The sequence below is a fragment of the Psychrobacter sp. NPDC077938 genome (assembly GCF_044542635.1).
In the GTDB taxonomy this organism is placed as follows: Bacteria; Pseudomonadota; Gammaproteobacteria; order Pseudomonadales; family Moraxellaceae; genus Psychrobacter.
The window spans coordinates 344600-362778 of the sequence record NZ_JBITUW010000003.1 but is presented as its reverse complement, the minus strand read 5'-3'; the positions used below and the strand labels follow the sequence as shown (position 1 = coordinate 362778).

Below are 18179 nucleotides of genomic sequence, written 5' to 3'. Positions count from 1 at the left end.
TCATTGCTTTATAAGCCTCAAAATACTAGAAAAGCCTTGGTGATTGCCAAGGCTTTTTGCGTTATATGTCATTGTGGCAGTTTATAAAGTGACAGTTTATAAAAGTTAAATTGATATTAAGAGACGGTATAGACTGACAAATAGTCGGTCAACCGCTACGAAGACAGAACAATTTTTGCTATAATCACCGCGTGGTAATCATATCCAATATCATTCAGACTTTCACTAGCCTATATACGGTCAGTATGGTCGAATATACAGTGAAATGATTGCTATTAAGCTGTTTTTTAAAATACTATTCAAAATCCAATCAGAGAGCGTCTTATGGCCCTAATATCCTTACGTCAACTTCTAGATCATGCCGCTGAACACAGCTATGGTGTTCCTGCCTTTAACGTCAATAACTTAGAGCAAATGCGTGCAATCATGATGGCTGCGGATGCTTGTGATTCACCTGTTATTGTCCAAGCCAGTGCAGGCGCACGTAACTATGCAGGGTCAGCATTTTTGCGTCATTTGATTATCGCTGCGATCGAAGAATGGCCACATATTCCAGTGGTAATGCATCAAGATCACGGTATGTCACCAGCTATTTGCCAACGCTCAATCCAATTAGGTTTCTCATCAGTGATGATGGACGGCTCACTTGGTGAAGATGGCAAAACGCCAATGGATTATGACTACAATGCTAGCGTCACGCGCGAAGTTGTTAAGATGGCTCATGCTTGCGGCGTCTCTGTAGAGGGCGAAATCGGTTGCCTAGGTAGTCTTGAAACTGGTATGGCTGGCGAAGAAGATGGCTCTGGCGCTGAAGGTGTGCTAGATCATGAGCAACTATTGACCAGTGCTGATGAAGCTGAGCAGTTTGTAAAAGATACCAATGTCGATGCGTTAGCGATTGCTATCGGTACTAGCCATGGTGCCTATAAGTTCACACGTCCACCGACAGGCGATATCTTATCTATTGAGCGTGTAAAAGAGATTCATGCCCGTATTCCTAATACCCACCTTGTCATGCACGGTTCTTCATCAGTGCCACAAGAATGGCTAAAAGTTATTAATGAAAATGGCGGTGATATCGGCGAAACTTATGGCGTGCCAGTTGAACAAATTGTTGAAGCGATCAAACATGGTGTGCGTAAAGTAAATATCGATACGGATTTACGTCTGGCATCAACTGGTGCTATCCGCGAATTCCTTGCGAAAAATCCAAGTGAATTTGATCCACGCAAGTACTTCAAAGCGTCTATGGTAGCGATGTCAGATATCTGTACCAATCGTTTTGAAGCGTTCGGCTCTGCAGGTCAAGCACATAAAATTCGTCCAATCAGTCTTGAAGGTATGGTAAATTTTTACCAATAAGACTGTGTTGTAGAACGTAGTTGTTAATCATGAAGTAGCAGCTGATTTTATAATATTTTACATAAGAGGTCGTAAATAATGATTGGATTGATTACCGGACAGGTGCAGTACTTGATGGCACCGACTGCTTGTATCATGACGACCTCTGGTGTGGGTTATGATATCGAACTGCCATTGCCTTCATTTTGCCAGTTACAGCTTAACGAACAAGCCAGCATTTGGACACATTTCCATGTTCGCGAAGATGCACAGTTGCTCTACGGCTTCATCGATCGAAAAGAACGCGATGTCTTTCGCCAATTAATTAAAATTAACGGGGTTGGTGCAAAAATGGCCTTGGCTATGCTGTCTGCAATGTCAGCAGCTGAGTTAAAAATGCATGTTGAGCAAGAGTCGGAGATGGCATTAACTCGTATCCCAGGTATCGGTAAAAAGACAGCGCAACGTTTATTGATTGAGCTAAAAGACAAGTTAAAGAATATCGACGTTGATAGTGGCTCGTTTGAATTGACACCTCAGGAAACTACGATTTCTCACGAAGGCAGTATCATCGCTGAAGTGGAAGGCGCGTTGATTAGCTTGGGCTACAAAGAAAAAGAAGCTCAGCTGGCGATTAAAGCTGCTAAGAGTAAAGGAGATACTTTTGCTGATACTCAAGGTCTGTTAAAAGCTACTTTACAGCAACTATCTGGCTTTTAATTCATATTAACTAGCCGTCTATCGATGACAACCACATAATGTATTAAATTAATAAGCGACATTAAATGTCGCTTATTTTCGTTTTAGTACTCGCTTAATGAGGTTTTGCATGACTTATGCGCAGCGTTTGGTTATGCTATTTGTTAACTAATTTTTTAATATAATGATAAATTCTATGACGCAAGATCGTTTAATTAATCCGCTAGAAGGTGCAAGTGACGCTCCTGATGCCAATATCCGACCAGCATTATTGGCCGAGTATATTGGTCAGCCGGTGGTACGTGAGCAGATGGAGGTGTTCATCGGTGCTGCTCGTGGCCGTGACGAAGCGCTAGATCACACACTTATATTTGGTCCACCGGGTCTGGGCAAGACGACCCTCGCCAATATTATCGCTCGTGAAATGGGTGGTAATTTGCGTTCTACTTCAGGGCCTGTACTTGAACGCCCAGGAGATTTGGCGGCCATGCTGACCAATCTAGAAGCGGGTGACGTACTGTTTATTGATGAAATTCACCGTCTGAGCTCGGTTATTGAAGAGATACTTTATCCAGCGATGGAGGATTTCCAATTAGATATTATGATTGGTGAAGGGCCTGCTGCGCGTTCTATCAAGCTTGATTTGCCACCGTTTACCTTGGTAGCAGCAACGACTAGGGCAGGGCTACTGACGTCACCATTGCGTGACCGTTTTGGTATTGTACAGCGCCTTGAATTTTATAATATCGCTGATCTAACGACGATTGTCAGTCGCGCAGCACGTCTAATGCGTGTACCAATGAGTGAAGATGGCGCTGTAGAGATTGCGCGCCGTGCACGTGGTACACCAAGGATTGCTAACCGCCTATTACGCCGTGTGCGTGACTATGCCGAGGTAAGAGGCGACGGTAGTATTAATGGCGCGATTGCAGGTAGCGCGCTAGATATGTTGGCAGTGGATAGACGCGGTCTTGATCATTTAGACAGACGCTATATCGAAATATTGCACGAGCGCTTCGATGGTGGTCCTGCTGGTGTTGAAGCAGTGGCAGCAGCGATGGCTGAAGACCGTGGTACTCTTGAGGACGTGATTGAGCCATATCTGATTCAACAAGGTTATGTGCTGCGTACTGCTCGAGGCCGCGTACTAACACAGATGGCAATAGATCAAATGCTATAGTAATCAGTATTCAACAAAAAAATGCGTCTACTTTTAATGGGAAGTAGGCGCATTTTTTGTTTAAGTCTAAAATTGTGAAAAATTTTCTGAAATGATTGATTAAAAATAAATCTGATTTCTAAGCTAAAATTCGCCAAACAACTACCAAGACAGCCAGTATATAAAATATAGGTGATAGCCAGCCGATAACTTGCGTAGCGATAGCGATAAAAATAGCAAACCCTGCCAGTGCCAACCAGTCACGACGACGGTCGTTTAGCATATCAGCGCGAATCTGCTGTATTTCACGTAATTGACTGTCCTGACGAGAGCCCTGTGAGGCAAGGCTTTGTAGTCCTTGATCTAATAGTTTAGGAATATCGGTAGTAGACAAGAGCATTTCAGGCAGTTGTTGGCGCAGTTGCTGTAGATTACGCATAGGATCTAACTGCTCTTTAATCCAACTGCTTAGAATTGGCTTGGCAAGTGACCAAATGTCCAGATCAGGATATAAATCACGACCGAGTCCTTCCACATGGACCAAGGTTTTTAGCAGAAGCATCAGCTGCGGTGGGATACTCATATGGTGTCTACGCGCAATGTCCAAAATCTGCATCAGTACGCCAGCAAAGTCGATATCATCGATTGACTTCTGTAGCATAGGACCGACGGTACGTTTCATATCACGCATCAGGGCGTGCTTATCAGCATTTGGCGGTATCCAACCTGCACGGCTCACAATATCAACCACAGCGGTAAAGTTATTGTTCATTACGGCAAGTAACATCCGCGCCACGATGAGCTGATCGTCTTTTGATAAAGTGCCCATGATGGCGCAATCAAGCCCGATATAACGTGGCTCATGACCTAAATCAACTGCTGCCATACCTGCATGTAAGGTTTGCACAGGTGGTGTCTCTACAAACACATTGCCTGGATGCATATCAGCATGAAAGAAATTATCACGGAAGACTTGGGTAAAAAATATCGTTAGGCCTTTTTCTGCAAGCGCTGCACGGTCATAACCTAATTGATCAAATATCTCAACTTGTGAGATAGGGACGCCTTGGATACGCTCCATGACCATCACGTTTTTTGCAGCGTCATAGACTTCAGGCACATACATCAGTGCTGAACCCAAGAAGTTGTTGCGCATTTGAGTAGTATTGTCAGCCTCAAGCGTCAAATCAAGCTCGTTGAGCATGACTTGCCGATAGTCTTCGACAATATCAATAATATGAATGGCACGTGCCGCTTCAATACGAGCAGATGCCCAACTTGCCAATTCCCGCAGTAGTTCAAAGTCAGAAACAATCACAGTGCGAATATCAGGGCGAACCACTTTTACCACGACTTCACGCCCATCATGTAAGGCAGCCGTATGTACTTGGGCGATAGAAGCGGCCGCTAACGGTTTGATATCGAATCGTGCGAACAAGGTTTCGATAGATTGGCCAAGACCATGCTTAGGATGCTGAATTTGAGCGACAGCGATATCAGCGTCAAAAGGCTTAACTTTGTCCTGCAACTGAATCAACTGAGCGATAATCTCAGGCGGCATCAAGTCGCGACGCGTTGAGAGTAACTGGCCCAGTTTCAAAAACAGCGTACCCATGTCCTCAAGCGCATACTTAATCGCATTTGGTTGGTGCTTCTTGCCCCATGCTGCTGGATGCATGCGAATTAATCGCGCCAAAGGTTGCAGCTGCGGTGCTTCTTCGATAGAAAAATGGGTATCAAGGCGATACATTGCGGCGATACGCCAAAGCTCAAGTAGACGAGCGCGGTGCGATAATAGCATGAGGTTAGGTACTCTAAACAAAGAAAAAAATGGGGTAGGCGCTGTGCTTAATCATAAATAGTGCCATCGGTAATAGCGTTCATTTATGATTGATGCAATCGGCTATTGATGAAACGAGTTATTAAGAAACTGCGCTTGCTCTTCTTTGATAGCAGCAAGTTTGGCTTCTTCCCGTTCGACGTCAGCACGTAATTTTAACAGTTGCTGTTTTAGATCATTTACTTCAGCCACCTCGATAGGATCAGGTGTGCTATTGCCAGCCACTTCATTGGCCCAATCACTAACGTCATCAAAAGCACGTTTGGCACTATGACGCCAGCTACCTTTCAGCTGAGAGATAAGAAGATGTAATTGGCTAGCCATTGGTTTACCAATAAATGGTTCAAGCTGTCCAGCCACGTCAGGATCAAATCCTGCAACCAGTTGCTTGAGCTGCATTAGCACTTTGTAATCGCCAGCGATTGGCAGGTTACCTTCCGCACCGCGCATTAGATTGAGTAGTTGAGCGGCATTATCTACAGTGATAGTACAGTCTGGACGACTATGACCAAAACGTGCGCGCTCCATGCTGGCTTTTTGGCGCTCATTCATTTGGCCACTTGGCTCAAATATGCTCTCTGTCGTGACTGGCTCAAATCGCAAACGCTCATGAGTGAACAGGATGTCTAAATGAATCTTAGGCATTCCCATATTAAGACGTAACACCTTACCTGCAAGCGGCGCTAAACCTGCTTTGGTAATCTCATCACTAGCAATGGCAATGTTAATTAGCTTTTCGGCACCAGCTAATAGAAGGACAGTCAGCATAAGGCTCTCGCATCGTTAAGTGAGCGCCTTCGCATTAGCTGCATCAGCGCATCGTGTGTTCGTGTTAGGTTCAATATGGTCTGTTAAACGTAATAGTCTTGCCAATCGTACTTTATCGTTACGCTTTAAAGCCGCGATGGACAGCCACGATACCAGCAGTCAGGTTATGATAATCACAGTTCTCAAACCCAGCTTGTTGCATCATCTGCTTAAGTGTCTGTTGATCAGGATGCATACGAATTGACTCAGCCAAGTACTGATAACTTTCAGCATCATTAGCAATCAGTTTACCCATCACTGGCAATGCAGTAAATGAATACAAATCATAGGCTTTAGATAGTGGCTCAAATACTGGCTTTGAGAATTCCAAAATCAATAGACGACCACCTGGCTTTAGGACGCGATACATAGACTTTAGCGCGGCATCTTTGTCTGTGACGTTACGCAAACCAAAGCTAATGGTCACCAAATCAAAGCTTTCGTCATCAAATGGTGCTAATGTCTCAGCGTTTGCTAATACAAAGTCAACGTTATTACAACCAGCATTGATTAGGCGCTCACGGCCCACTTCTAACATCGCAGCATTGATATCAGATAGTACCACGTGGCCATTTCTACCGACTTCACGGCTAAATACTTTGGCCAGATCACCCGTGCCACCCGCGATATCAAGGACATGCTGACCAGCACGCACGCCCGATAGACTAATCGCATAGCGCTTCCATAGACGATGAATACCGAATGACATCAAGTCATTCATGATGTCGTATTTTTTGGCAACAGAAGTGAATACGTCAGCCACACGTGCTTGTTTTTCTGCTTTATTGACGGTCTTATAACCAAAATGCGTCTGCTCGTTGCCGTCTGTTTCAGGCGTGTGCGGATTATTGATATCATCACGCTGATTGAATAGCGTTTGTTTTATGGTTTGCTCTGAAGGGTTTGTGCGAGTCGTTTGATCGTTGTTTGGCATAGTAGTTTGTTGGCCTTGCGGCGTTCCAGTTGGTAGATCTTGAACTTTAGTAAAGTCGCTATTGTCGTCATTAGCAACGCTATTATTCTTGCTCGGCACGACATTGGTTGTTTGGTTGCGTAATATCTGCGCGCTAATCTGTTGATTATGAGCAATACTGTCTTTTACCAATTTGTCTTGCAAATGACCATTGGTCGTTGTGGCTTGATTAGAAGGAGCGCTGCTATCTTTTGAAATATCAGTCATCATGTTGTCCTAGAATTTATTTTTATGATTGTCTTTATCGGAAGAAATCGTTAAATAGTAAGCGTCAATTGGCTATTTAGTATATTGAGCTTATGATACACCAAACGCTACTGGCTTACTGCCATTATCCGTATCATGCACCTGATCAATAATGGACAGTTCACGCTTGCAGAACGGCTCGATAAAATCACTAACACTGCTCAAAGGTTTCATGGCCTTAAAGCCTGTATCAATAAAATCATAAAGCGGCTGGTAACCATGACGATAGGCTGTGCTTTTTGCTAGTGCAAAGGCTTTTTTGAGCATAAACGAATTTAGATGTTTGTCCGTGCGATAGCAGACGTCTTTTAGATTGGCAATCTGAACTCGGCGCTCGTCTTCTTCATCGACAGTACGATAGGCGGCTAGCATGTTTTCTTCATTCACTGGCAAATCTTGAGCGAGCAACCACTGGGCTAAATGCAGATCTAGCTCAATGGCAAAAATCGCTGCTTGGATACCCATGCTACCAGCCTCTAGAGCTGACTCTTTGGCAAGACGTTCTAGCTTTTTTGCTTTTGGCAGAATACGTGCTAACTGCTCTGCCAATAACTTGAATTCTTCGCCGCCATATAGTTGGGTGAGGAAGTAATCTGCCATTAGCTGGTTTTTGGGTTGTTCAAATAGCTCACGATGCGTCTGCTGGAGACGAGCTTGTTGCCATGATTGTACTTCTTTGAGCTTAGCATTTAATTCATCATCTTGGTGATGAGGCATCGCCCAAAATCGTGTCAAATGCTGTTGTAAATCAGCTAAAGCGGTCATGGCAGTAGATCCTGTAGAAGTAAAGGGTAATCAAATTTGAGTATGGTTGTTTTAAGTTATGGTTGTTTTAAGTATTGTGGTTCAGAGTTATAAGGTTTTCAACAACTGTTCTATCCTATACCCAAAATTGTGTTCACCTTAAAAGAAAATAATTAAGAATACAAATACCAATCTGTTACACAGCAATATTATTTACTCGATTGGCGCAGTGCTATGATTAAATGAGATAAAAATAAGCAATGAGGTAGAAATATGGAAAGTTGTCCTATTAATAGCTATTCCATAAGTCACTCAATGGTAAAACAGTCCAATAACAATAATAGCGAGTGTAATCATGTCTCAAAAAAATGATACTACTGAACCAAAAGCACCACAAGCGGTAAGTACACAATTTAGTGAGCAAGTTGTGGAGCAGCGTCTAAAGCCCAATCCTTTAAGTCAGTTTTCACTGGATGAGGATTCGCTTAGATTGGCATTGGTGACGGCTCAGTATGCTTTAAAAGCCACTCGCCAGCAAACGCCGCCGACCATCAATAAACCAACAGGTCTGTTAGTACTAGTTAATGGGATGGAGCAGGCGGGTAAAGGTACCGCCGTTAAGCAGTTAAGGCAATGGGTGGATCCAAGGCTGCTTAAAGTTGAGGCTACCATTGGTCATTCGCCATTGAACTATCAACCCATTTGGCAAGCGCATACTAGCGCAATGCCGCGCCATGGTGATGTCATGGTGTATTTCGGCAACTGGTATGCTGATCTATTATATAACGTCATGCGACTAGCGACATCAGATAGTGAGAACCTTGAAGCATTATCAAATGATAAAGGTCAGACAGATAAAAATTCGCTTCCTATCGCTCAGTGGCAAGACTATCTACAGCAGCAGTTAGACACGCTAAAGGCATTTGAAAACGACCTCATTGCCAATCAAACCAAATTATTAAAATGTTGGTTCCATGTTGATATTGAAACGTTACACAGTCGCTTAAAGGATGATGAAGCAGATCCGCAGTTTTTGTATCAAATTGACTGGAATAATAAGCAAGTCATTGAGAAGTTTAATGAGGTGGCTGCGACCTTGCTGCGTCAACAGGATGATTGGGTCATCATTGATGGTGACGATAAATTAGAGGCCGCTGATAACTTTTGTCACTTGGTGCTACACGCTATGCAAACCGCGCTGGCAAGTAGTCAGGTAGATAGCAATGATAATGACAACGACAATGACAAGGAAACGTCAGAAAACCGTTCCCAGTCCGAGACACTAAAACTTAACTCAAATACTAAACAAAAACAGTTTGAGCCTGTGTCGATACCTAAGCAGCTGACGTCTATTAAAGATAAAAAAATCAGTAAGTCCGACTATCGTGAGGCGTTGGCGGAGAAGCAAGCGCGGCTTGCTGAGTTGCTACGTGCCCGTCAAGGTCGGCATGTGGTGTTTGCCTTTGAAGGGATGGACGCTGCTGGCAAGGGCGGCGCAATCAAAAGGTTGGTTGCCCCGCTAGATCCTCGCGAGTATCAAATCTATAATATTGGCGCACCGATGTTATATGAGACTCAGCATCCTTACTTGTGGCGATTCTGGACGAGATTGCCTGATGAGCAAACGAATCGTATTAGCCGTATCGCTATTTTCGATCGTACTTGGTATGGGCGTGTGCTGGTTGAGCGCATCGAAGGATTTGCATCTCCTAATGAATGGCAACGAGCATATGATGAAATCAATCGTTTCGAGGCAGATTTGGCAGCAGCAGGAACGTTGGTTATCAAATATTGGTTAGCGATTGACAAAAAAGAGCAGCTTAAACGGTTTGAAGATCGTCAAGAAACACCGCATAAGCAATTTAAACTGACAGATGATGACTGGCGTAACCGTGATAAATGGTCAGACTACGTGCAATCTGCAGCAGATATGCTGGCACGTACAGATACAACGACGGCGCCATGGTGTGTTGTTGCGACCAACGAAAAGCGTCAGGCGCGTTTAGATGTGTTAGATCATGCTATTGAGCAGTTGTCGGCAATCACCAAAAGCAAGTAGTTGTTAAAGATGCCCGAAGTTTAAGGACTGTCATAGATTTATATAGTTGTATTTTCCACGTATTTCCTAAGTAGGATGGCTCGAAACATATTCGAGCCATCCTGTCTTTTACAGAGTGTGGTCTTGTCCGTATATACTCGCAGTTACAAATCTCGCAATATCATCATGCATTATGTGCTCATATTTAATATAATAGATCGCAAAACAGCTTCTGCTAAATAATAATTTTAATTTAGCAAACAACGTATTTTGGTTATTTAGTATAGATAACTTAATAATTACGACAAAAATTGTTACAATAGCTGTTAGTAGTACCACAAATATCGCTAAGAAATATATAAGCCGCAAGATGCTGTAATCAGACGATTTGGCAATATCACTTGCGGCTTTGTGACATGTTGAGAGATGTGTTTTTCCTTGCCGTTATAATAATCGGTTTAAGACTTTCTAACCGCATGTTGTATATTTTATATATGCTACTTCATTAGATGCTGCGACAAGCACTGTGAGTAGCAGCGCAATATTATCAACCTCATATAATTTTAATCAGCTTACGCAGGACGTACTAACGTATGGGTATTAGCAGCAGTTCTACAGAGTCAGTCAAGCCAGTTGGCTCTATGAGAATAAATCTATTTTTTGCCATTTTACTGATTGCGATGACTTCCTACTTTTTGTGGTGGGGTTTAGATTACACCATGCGTCAGCAAACGACGCTATTCATCGTGGCGACTGCTTTTGGTGTCTTTATGGCATTCAATATCGGTGGTAACGATGTCGCCAACTCCTTTGGTACTTCGGTGGGTGCAGGGACGTTGACTATCCCGCAAGCATTGGGTATTGCCGCTATATTTGAAGTATCGGGGGCAGTCCTTGCAGGCGGGGAGGTGACTGATACGATTCGAAGCGGCATTGTCGATCTAGATGGTCTATCAGTGACGCCCAATCAGTTCATTTATGTCATGCTCTCCGCATTGGTTGCAGCAGCATTTTGGCTGTTATTTGCAACCAAAAAAGGTCTGCCTGTTTCGACCACTCACTCCATTATTGGCGGTGTGATTGGTAGCTCCATCGTTTTAGGTATCACGTTAGGTGGTACGGACATGGCGCTATCAACGGTAGACTGGGGAACGGTTGGAACTATCGCTATTTCTTGGGTGCTGTCACCGCTACTAGGTGGCGTGTTGTCTTATCTTTTATATGGACAAATCAAGAAAAACATCATTGAATATAATGATAAAACCGAAGCCTATATTGCGACGCTAAAAGGCAATAAAAAAGTCTTAAAGCAAAACCATAAAGAGTTTTTGGATGGTTTGACAGAGTCTGAGCAATTGGCCTATACGTCAGCGATGCTACGTGATCAGGAAATCTATAAAGATGACGATTGTGTCGTTGAAGACCTAGAAACTGATTACTACAAAAAGCTTTATGATATTGAGAATGAGCGCAGTAGCCTTGATACTCTAAAAGCACTTAAGCAATGGGTACCTATCATTGCTGCCGCAGGTGGTGCGGTGATGACTTCTCTAGTCGTCTTTAAAGGTCTAAAAAATGTTAATAGCGGCCTGACCACACTGCAGGGCTTCTTGATTATGGGTATGATAGCGGCGCTAGTATGGTTAGCGACCTATATCTATACCAAGAGTATTCGCGGTAAGCACAAAGAAGATTTGACCAAAGCGACGTTCATTATGTTTAGCTGGATGCAGGTCTTTACCGCGTCAGCTTTTGCCTTTAGTCATGGTTCAAACGATATCGCCAATGCGGTTGGTCCTTTTGCCGCCATTATGGATGTGATTCGTACTAATAGTATCGCTACTGAAGCTGCCGTGCCACCTGCTGTCATGCTGACTTTTGGTGTGGCACTAATCGTTGGTCTTTGGTTCATTGGTAAAGAAGTAATTCAAACCGTTGGTACCAATCTAGCGAAAATGCATCCAGCTTCAGGCTTCTCAGCTGAGTTAGCTGCTGCTGCTGTTGTAATGGGCGCATCGACTATGGGTCTGCCTGTATCAAGTACTCACACGCTAGTAGGTGCGGTACTGGGTATCGGTATCGTCAACAGAGATACTAACTGGAAGCTTATGAAGCCGATTGGTTTGGCTTGGATTGTGACGCTACCTGCAGCGGCTACTATGTCTGCCATCAGTTATCTTGTATTGAGCAACATTTTTTAATGCGCTGTTTTCATCAGTGAATTATCATAATTGAGTTTTAATAACTAAGTTCAACGCAATAAAAAACGCTTATCAGCATCATGCCGATAAGCGTTTTTTTAATGATATATGACGATTTACTCGGTACCAAATTGCTTACGTTTTTTGGCAAAAAATCTGTCCAATCTATCCATCGCATTTTCTAGGTCAAGTAAATTAGGTAAGAACACCAGACGGAAATGGTCGGGTCTATCCCAGTTAAACCCAGTACCTTGAACCATCAATACGTTTTCTTCAACGAGCAAGTCCATCATAAAATCCATATCATCGGTGATAGGGTAAACCTCTGGATCCATTTTTGGGAAACAGTAAAATGCGCCTTGAGGCATGGTACAAGAAATACCTTTGATAGCATTAAGACGTGAGACTGCCATTTCACGTTGCTTATATAGGCGACCCTTTTCAGAGGTTAGGTCTTGCATGCTCTGATGCCCACCCATCGCGGTTTGAATAGCATATTGTCCTTGCACGTTAGAGCAAAGGCGCATAGATGCGAGCATATCTAAGCCTTCAATAAAGTCAGCTGCGTGCTGTTTGCGGCCTGATACCATCATCCAACCTGAGCGAAATCCTGCAATACGATGCGATTTCGACAAACCATTGTAAGAGAGTACTAGCACGTCGTCAGTTAAGGTGCTCATCGGCGTATGTACATTATCATCATAGAGAATACGATCGTAAATCTCATCGGCCATGATGATCAAATCATGCTCTTTAGCGACTTCAATAATTTGCTTTAATAACTCATCACTATAAAGTGAACCTGTCGGGTTATTTGGGTTAATAACCACGATACCTTTCGTTTTGCTCGTAATTTTAGACTTGATGTCTTCAATATCAGGGTGCCAGTTATCTTCTTCATTGCAGCGATAGTGCACAGCAGTACCGCCAGCGAGGTTGGCCGCGGCAGTCCAAAGCGGGTAGTCTGGCATCGGAATCAGGACTTCATCGCCATCATTCATCAACGCCTGCATGGTCATGACAATAAGCTCAGAAACCCCATTGCCCAAATATACATCACGTACGTCAACTGCCGATAACAACCCTTTAGACTGGTAATATTGCAAAATGGCTTTACGTGCTGAGAAAATCCCCTGCGAGTCTGAATAGCCAGTTGCCTCAGATAGATTCATAGCGACATCACGCAAAATCTCATGCGGGGCTTCTAAACCAAAAGGCGCGGGGTTGCCTACGTTTAGTTTTAATATGCGTTTGCCTTCTGCTTCCATCTTATTGGCAGTCTGCAATAGAGGACCACGAATGTCATAGCAAACGTTTTGTAATTTATCAGATTTTTTTATGGTGTTCATAGCATGACCGTTTTTCGGATTGGTTGTCGAATTGGTTTTTGAGTCTTTACCAGCAGTAGAAGTTGTCGTCGATTGAGCGACAGTCGCTTTAATATCTGACCGGGTGTGGGAAATCGTATCTATCTCTTGATATTCACTGCGCTCTATAGATGATGTCGATTCGTCTGCATCAATAGCCTCATTGTTGAGGTCGCCGCGCAACAGGTATCCTTCACTACAGCCCAAAATACGTGCAAGTGTAGGCAGCTTGGATGAGACAATACCGTTGGTACCGCGCTCCCAGTTTGAGATAGCGCCACGACTCACTTTTGCACCAGCGGCTGTCATGGCTTGAGCTAGCTGCTCAGCAGTAAATCCTTTGTCACGGCGCAACTGTACCAGTCGTTCCGCTTGCGTACTTTTGCTACTGTCGTTAGACATTGTTGTTTGAGCCTTTATTAATCAGTAATTATTCAGAGTAGAAATATATTAAACATTTTAGTTAAATACTAATGCAAGATATTATTGCATTGATAGTTAATTTGCAAATGATTTTACAATCAGTTTATTAGTATTTGCAAGTATATCTTGCAATTGATATTTAGCTTATATTCATATGGCTCTAAATCTCTTATATAGACTATAAAATGTATAGATATTAAAGTTACATCTTTACCCATCATTATCTAAAATTAGTTTGCTATATTTAACTCAGTTAATCTTTTCTATCATGCTGTCTATCTCACAATACAAAGAGTACTTTTCTTATATATACCTTGAATAGTGTGTCGATAACCAACAGATAGAGCACGTCGTTTTCATAATGATATGGCGATAAAATAGTTACCGAGATTAGATAATAAATACTCGAATAAGGATAAATTATGCAAGACAACCAACTAAGCAAAGAAGAGATCAGCCAGTTGACTGAAGCTGACTGGAAAGAGCGTTTAACCGCTGATGAGTATCATATTATGCGTGAGAAGGGCACTGAGCGTCCATTTACAGGTGTATATAATGATGCGACCGATGATGGCGTTTACCGTTGTAAAGGCTGCGGTGCAAGCTTATTTGACTCAAGCAATAAATTTGATGCGAGCTGTGGTTGGCCAAGCTTTGATCAAGGTATCGATAACAGCGCGATTGAAGAACACGTCGATAACTCGCTAGGCATGACTCGTACCGAAGTCACTTGTAGCAACTGTGGCGCCCATTTGGGCCATGTATTCCCTGATGGTCCTACTGAGACAACAGGCATGCGCTATTGCATCAACTCAGTATCTATCGATTTAGATAAGTCTGAGAAGTAAGTAGCTTAGGTAGTATTAGAAACGTGAAAGGGAAGTGCACGGTGCTTCCTTTTCAATAGTTTTATTATGTGTATGATAGAAAAAGAAGTAGTGCATAAATACCCAAAACAATAAAACTCTCAATTTAAGGATAAATGATGAGTACAATTTATGATTTTACGGCTGAGCGCATGGATGGTAGCTCGCAAGCGTTTTCAGATTATCAAGATAAAGTATTATTAATCGTCAATACTGCAAGCAAATGTGGATTTACACCACAGTTTGAAGGCTTAGAGTCGCTATATCAACAGTATAAAGATCAAGGACTGGTGGTCGTCGGTTTTCCTTGTAATCAATTTGGTAGCCAAGACCCAGGTAGCAATGACGAAATTGGTGCGTTTTGCCAAAAGAACTATGGTGTCAGCTTTCCTATGATGGCAAAGACTGATGTTAATGGCGCAGATGCTCATCCTATTTATGAATGGCTCAAAGAACAAAAGGGTGGTGTGCTGACAGATGGTATCAAGTGGAATTTCACCAAGTTTCTAGTCGATAGTAAAGGTCAGGTGATTGACCGTTATGCACCAACGACCAAGCCAGAAGCCATCAAAAATGACATAGAGCAAGCATTAGCCAATAAATAAGCATTAAACCTAAAAAACATTGGTTTTGTATGAAAATATAAAATCAATAAAAACAAATGCTTGCTAGATATTCTAATAAAAATCGAAAAAATATCTAAAAAAGTGGTAAATACTATTTGACACCCAACAGTAAATCTATATAATACACTCCCACAGCAACGGAGCTTAGTGACAAACTTAAGAGCTCAGTTGATGTTGAATAAATTGCATAGCAATTGTTCGAAGGGTGATTAGCTCAGTTGGTAGAGCGTCTGCCTTACACGCAGAATGTCGGCGGTTCGAATCCGTCATCACCCACCACTTCTTAGCAAGTGGCTAAACAAGCTAAGAGACCTAAGCAGCGGTAGTTCAGTTGGTTAGAATACCGGCCTGTCACGCCGGGGGTCGCGGGTTCGAGTCCCGTCCGCTGCGCCATATTTAAAACGAATTTAAACCTTTGGGTTTAAGCAAGTTTCGCCTCAAGCATTAGATTGTTTGAGGTTTTTTTGTGTCTGTTTTTTATGTATCTATGTTTTATGAGTGATAAGTCAGATAAGGAAATACAGTAAGAGTCAAAATCTAGAATTAGAATCTAGATCTATGACTTATATCTATTTGAACCATATCACTTAGAGGTCAGCTAAAACGACGACCCTTCTTTTACTCAGTATAAGACTGATATAAAAGAAGGGTCGTCGTATTTATTTTAGGTATAGCATGTCTTAGTTACAGCACTTTAAAATGCCTTTACTTAAAACTCATTGCTTAAAACTTGAGCCGCGTTTTAGCTCATTGTAGATTTTAGTTAAGGGTAAAGAGTTACTCATGCGTTGCTTGCCATGCGCCCATCGACCCTAGATAGATATCAATGTTCTCAAAACCTCGACTAGCGAGCCATCCTGCTGCTATTGTTGCACGAGCACCACTAGCACACATCAAGGTATAGTGGTGACTTTGGTCAAGTTCATGCCAACGCTTGTTTAGGTGACCAACATAGATATGCTGTGAGCCTTCAATCGCATTGGTATTCCTCTCATCAATATCGCGTACATCGAGCAATGTCCAGTTCTGAGCACTATTAAGGCGACTCTCTACCTCGGTTGTATCGATCATAGGGGTTTGCTGCATCTGCTCACCTTTAGCAGCGGCAGGGACGACACCCACATAGCCACCTATAACATTATCAAAAGCAATACGTACCAGATGCTCCATCGCAGTCGCAAGTTCTTCTTCATCAGAGGCAATCAGTGCCAAGCTTTGTCCTTCCTCGATAAACCATCCAGCAAACGCAGGTAGCATGTTGACAGGTAAGCTCATAGAACCGGGCAGGTGTCCTGACGCATACGCCATTGGTTCACGAATATCGATGAGATGATCAGCATCGCAGTCATGCAGCTGTTTGAGCGAAAGGTTACGCGGACGCATAACGACTGGAGGCGCTTCACCACCTTCCATATTAAGGCGCTCCATCAATCTGAAGTAGGGTGGTTGATAATGGTTTTCGCTCGTCTTGAAATCAATAAATGCCTCACGATCAGTAATCTGTAAACGTGGGTTGTTGATCCTTTCGTGACCGACTGTAGAAAACTCTCGCTCCGCCATGCCTGAACCACAGACGGAGCCTGCACCATGAGCTGGATAAATAATCGCCTGATCACCGAGCGCTAGAATGTCTTGTAACGAATCATAAAGTAGACCTGCAACTTCTCTACGACGCTCAGGATAGAAGTCAGTACGACCGACATCACCTACAAAGAGCGCATCCCCAGTAAAAACTCCAACCGCCTTATCTGGGTACGCCGTGTCAAACAGCGCATAAGTAAGGTGATCATCGGTATGACCAGGCGTTTCTAGGACGCGAATTTCCAATTGGCCAATTGGAAAACAATCACCATTACGTGCGGTCTCAGCGTAGACAACAGGTTGTTCTGGATTAGGGCCATGTAAAACTGTTGCTCCCGTCATTGCGGCCAAGATAGGTGCGCCAGAAACCAAATCCTCATTACGATGTGTCTCAAAAATATGAGTAATCTCAAGCCCTGCTGCGCGCGCTTTTTCTACATATATTGCGCAGTCACGACGTGGGTCAATTACCGCTGCTTGACCACCAGAGCCTACCAAATAGGATAAGTGCGAAAGTCCAGGTGTCTTAATTTTCTCTAGTAGCATGGTCATTTCCTTATTGTTGTTTTAATCATAAGAGTTATTTTAATCAGGTTTATTGGCAGTACAGAGCGAGAGCTACCAGCCAAATTTAGTTTTACTGTTGCATAAACTCGTATTAAATCTAGCATGAACTTATAAGTGTCATCAATATACAATAACATATATTAAACTTGTTATTTACATAAGGTCAAATGTAGAGGGTTTTAGGTTGAGAAGGTTAAGTGATCGTTATTTTCACTATTTAATTAATCGCTTTTACTTTTTGATATATATAGTTTAATCACACAGATATATCTCTTCTAGAATAAAAATATCTCTAAAACGTTGAATTATTTTAATATGTCTGTATTATTGGACATATGGAAATAACTAATGCTATCGCAAGCTTTGCTGCGCTCTCTCAAGATACTCGTCTAAAGGCTTTTAAGCTGCTAGTCAGCCACGAGCCTGAAGGCCTACCTGCGGGCGAAATAGCCCGTCAGCTCTCTGTTCCTCATAACACAATGTCAGCTCACCTATCGGTGCTGGCACGGGCAGGGTGGGTAGTTTCACAGCGTCATAGCCGACAGATTATCTATCGTGCTTCGCTATCACATATGGATAACGTCATTCAGTTCCTGTTGCAAGATTGCTGTGCGGGACATCCAGAACTGTGTGCGTCACTCATGGATAGCCTGAGTGGCTGCAGAGTAAATGAGTCTGCTGAGCAAGGTAACGATTAAACC

14 protein-coding genes and 2 tRNA genes are annotated in these 18179 nt (G+C 42.9%); 10 read left to right on the top strand and 6 right to left on the bottom strand.

All coding sequences use genetic code 11. The annotated features are described in order from the left end of the window. The first annotated feature begins 324 nt into the window (after positions 1–324). The 3 genes from fba to ruvB all read left to right on the top strand — a co-directional run bounded on the left by fba (position 325) and on the right by ruvB (position 3220). Positions 325–1362 carry a class II fructose-bisphosphate aldolase gene (fba, locus tag ACIGBM_RS07455; RefSeq protein ID WP_397477290.1) on the top strand — a complete coding sequence of 346 codons (1038 nt, stop codon included), beginning with the start codon at positions 325–327 and terminating at the stop codon, positions 1360–1362. Positions 1363–1440: 78 nt separating this feature from the next. Beyond that, positions 1441–2061, top strand: coding sequence for a Holliday junction branch migration protein RuvA (ruvA, locus tag ACIGBM_RS07450; RefSeq protein ID WP_102090462.1), 621 nt, complete (start codon positions 1441–1443; stop codon positions 2059–2061). Positions 2062–2236: 175 nt separating this feature from the next. After that, positions 2237–3220: a Holliday junction branch migration DNA helicase RuvB gene (gene ruvB, locus ACIGBM_RS07445; RefSeq protein WP_057760949.1), complete on the top strand. Its 984-nt coding sequence runs from the start codon at positions 2237–2239 to the stop codon at positions 3218–3220. Between the two features lie 118 nt (positions 3221–3338). On the opposite strand, the gene ACIGBM_RS07440 is transcribed toward ruvB, so the two are convergent. From ACIGBM_RS07440 to ACIGBM_RS07425, 4 genes are all read right to left on the bottom strand, one after another. Next, a complete protein-coding gene (locus ACIGBM_RS07440) occupies positions 3339–5000 on the bottom strand; it encodes an ABC1 kinase family protein (RefSeq protein WP_397477289.1) in 1662 nt (553 codons plus the stop codon). Positions 5001–5102: 102 nt separating this feature from the next. Beyond that, complete coding sequence (locus ACIGBM_RS07435; protein WP_397477288.1) at positions 5103–5807, bottom strand: SCP2 domain-containing protein; 705 nt, start codon at positions 5805–5807, stop codon at positions 5103–5105. A 118-nt stretch (positions 5808–5925) separates the two neighbouring features. Then, positions 5926–7029, bottom strand: coding sequence for a bifunctional demethylmenaquinone methyltransferase/2-methoxy-6-polyprenyl-1,4-benzoquinol methylase UbiE (gene ubiE, locus ACIGBM_RS07430; protein ID WP_397477287.1), 1104 nt, complete (start codon positions 7027–7029; stop codon positions 5926–5928). An 87-nt stretch (positions 7030–7116) separates the two neighbouring features. Then, a complete protein-coding gene (locus ACIGBM_RS07425) occupies positions 7117–7830 on the bottom strand; it encodes an FFLEELY motif protein (protein WP_201567368.1) in 714 nt (237 codons plus the stop codon). Between the two features lie 334 nt (positions 7831–8164). Here ACIGBM_RS07425 and ACIGBM_RS07420 point away from each other — a divergent pair, with 334 nt between their 5' ends. Both ACIGBM_RS07420 and ACIGBM_RS07415 read left to right on the top strand, forming a co-directional pair. Then, positions 8165–9868: an ATPase gene (locus tag ACIGBM_RS07420; RefSeq protein ID WP_397477286.1), complete on the top strand. Its 1704-nt coding sequence runs from the start codon at positions 8165–8167 to the stop codon at positions 9866–9868. Between the two features lie 572 nt (positions 9869–10440). Next, positions 10441–12048, top strand: coding sequence for an inorganic phosphate transporter (locus ACIGBM_RS07415; protein ID WP_102090468.1), 1608 nt, complete (start codon positions 10441–10443; stop codon positions 12046–12048). 116 nt (positions 12049–12164) lie between these two features. On the opposite strand, the gene ACIGBM_RS07410 is transcribed toward ACIGBM_RS07415, so the two are convergent. After that, complete coding sequence (locus ACIGBM_RS07410) at positions 12165–13817, bottom strand: aminotransferase class I/II-fold pyridoxal phosphate-dependent enzyme (protein WP_397477285.1); 1653 nt, start codon at positions 13815–13817, stop codon at positions 12165–12167. A 443-nt stretch (positions 13818–14260) separates the two neighbouring features. Here ACIGBM_RS07410 and msrB point away from each other — a divergent pair, with 443 nt between their 5' ends. The 4 genes from msrB to ACIGBM_RS07390 all read left to right on the top strand — a co-directional run bounded on the left by msrB (position 14261) and on the right by ACIGBM_RS07390 (position 15723). Beyond that, a complete protein-coding gene (msrB, locus tag ACIGBM_RS07405) occupies positions 14261–14686 on the top strand; it encodes a peptide-methionine (R)-S-oxide reductase MsrB (RefSeq protein ID WP_057760931.1) in 426 nt (141 codons plus the stop codon). 137 nt (positions 14687–14823) lie between these two features. Further along, positions 14824–15309 (top strand): glutathione peroxidase, encoded by a 486-nt coding sequence (locus ACIGBM_RS07400; protein WP_238050728.1) that lies wholly within the window; start codon positions 14824–14826, stop codon positions 15307–15309. 224 nt (positions 15310–15533) lie between these two features. Further along, positions 15534–15609: transfer RNA gene (locus ACIGBM_RS07395), tRNA-Val, on the top strand. A 37-nt stretch (positions 15610–15646) separates the two neighbouring features. Next, a tRNA-Asp gene (locus ACIGBM_RS07390) sits at positions 15647–15723 on the top strand. Between the two features lie 384 nt (positions 15724–16107). On the opposite strand, the gene ACIGBM_RS07385 is transcribed toward ACIGBM_RS07390, so the two are convergent. Beyond that, on the bottom strand, positions 16108–17457 hold the full coding sequence (locus tag ACIGBM_RS07385) for a rhodanese-like domain-containing protein (protein ID WP_397477284.1): 1350 nt from the start codon (positions 17455–17457) through the stop codon (positions 16108–16110). Positions 17458–17813: 356 nt separating this feature from the next. Here ACIGBM_RS07385 and ACIGBM_RS07380 point away from each other — a divergent pair, with 356 nt between their 5' ends. Continuing rightward, positions 17814–18176, top strand: coding sequence for a helix-turn-helix transcriptional regulator (locus ACIGBM_RS07380; protein ID WP_201579761.1), 363 nt, complete (start codon positions 17814–17816; stop codon positions 18174–18176). The last annotated feature ends 3 nt before the right edge of the window (positions 18177–18179 follow it).

Excerpts from the sequence above, each read along its gene's own strand:
- ACIGBM_RS07435 (WP_397477288.1), bottom strand. The coding sequence starts at position 5,807 with ATGCTGACTGTCCTTCTATTAGCTGGTGCCGAAAAGCTAATTAACATT.
- ACIGBM_RS07410 (WP_397477285.1), bottom strand. The coding sequence starts at position 13,817 with ATGTCTAACGACAGTAGCAAAAGTACGCAAGCGGAACGACTGGTACAG.
- ruvA (WP_102090462.1), top strand. The coding sequence starts at position 1,441 with ATGATTGGATTGATTACCGGACAGGTGCAGTACTTGATGGCACCGACT.
- ACIGBM_RS07415 (WP_102090468.1), top strand. The coding sequence starts at position 10,441 with ATGGGTATTAGCAGCAGTTCTACAGAGTCAGTCAAGCCAGTTGGCTCT.
- ACIGBM_RS07440 (WP_397477289.1), bottom strand. The coding sequence starts at position 5,000 with ATGCTATTATCGCACCGCGCTCGTCTACTTGAGCTTTGGCGTATCGCC.
- ACIGBM_RS07385 (WP_397477284.1), bottom strand. The coding sequence starts at position 17,457 with ATGCTACTAGAGAAAATTAAGACACCTGGACTTTCGCACTTATCCTAT.
- msrB (WP_057760931.1), top strand. The coding sequence starts at position 14,261 with ATGCAAGACAACCAACTAAGCAAAGAAGAGATCAGCCAGTTGACTGAA.
- ACIGBM_RS07380 (WP_201579761.1), top strand. The coding sequence starts at position 17,814 with ATGGAAATAACTAATGCTATCGCAAGCTTTGCTGCGCTCTCTCAAGAT.
- ACIGBM_RS07400 (WP_238050728.1), top strand. The coding sequence starts at position 14,824 with ATGAGTACAATTTATGATTTTACGGCTGAGCGCATGGATGGTAGCTCG.
- ACIGBM_RS07425 (WP_201567368.1), bottom strand. The coding sequence starts at position 7,830 with ATGACCGCTTTAGCTGATTTACAACAGCATTTGACACGATTTTGGGCG.
- fba (WP_397477290.1), top strand. The coding sequence starts at position 325 with ATGGCCCTAATATCCTTACGTCAACTTCTAGATCATGCCGCTGAACAC.
- ubiE (WP_397477287.1), bottom strand. The coding sequence starts at position 7,029 with ATGATGACTGATATTTCAAAAGATAGCAGCGCTCCTTCTAATCAAGCC.
- ruvB (WP_057760949.1), top strand. The coding sequence starts at position 2,237 with ATGACGCAAGATCGTTTAATTAATCCGCTAGAAGGTGCAAGTGACGCT.
- ACIGBM_RS07420 (WP_397477286.1), top strand. The coding sequence starts at position 8,165 with ATGTCTCAAAAAAATGATACTACTGAACCAAAAGCACCACAAGCGGTA.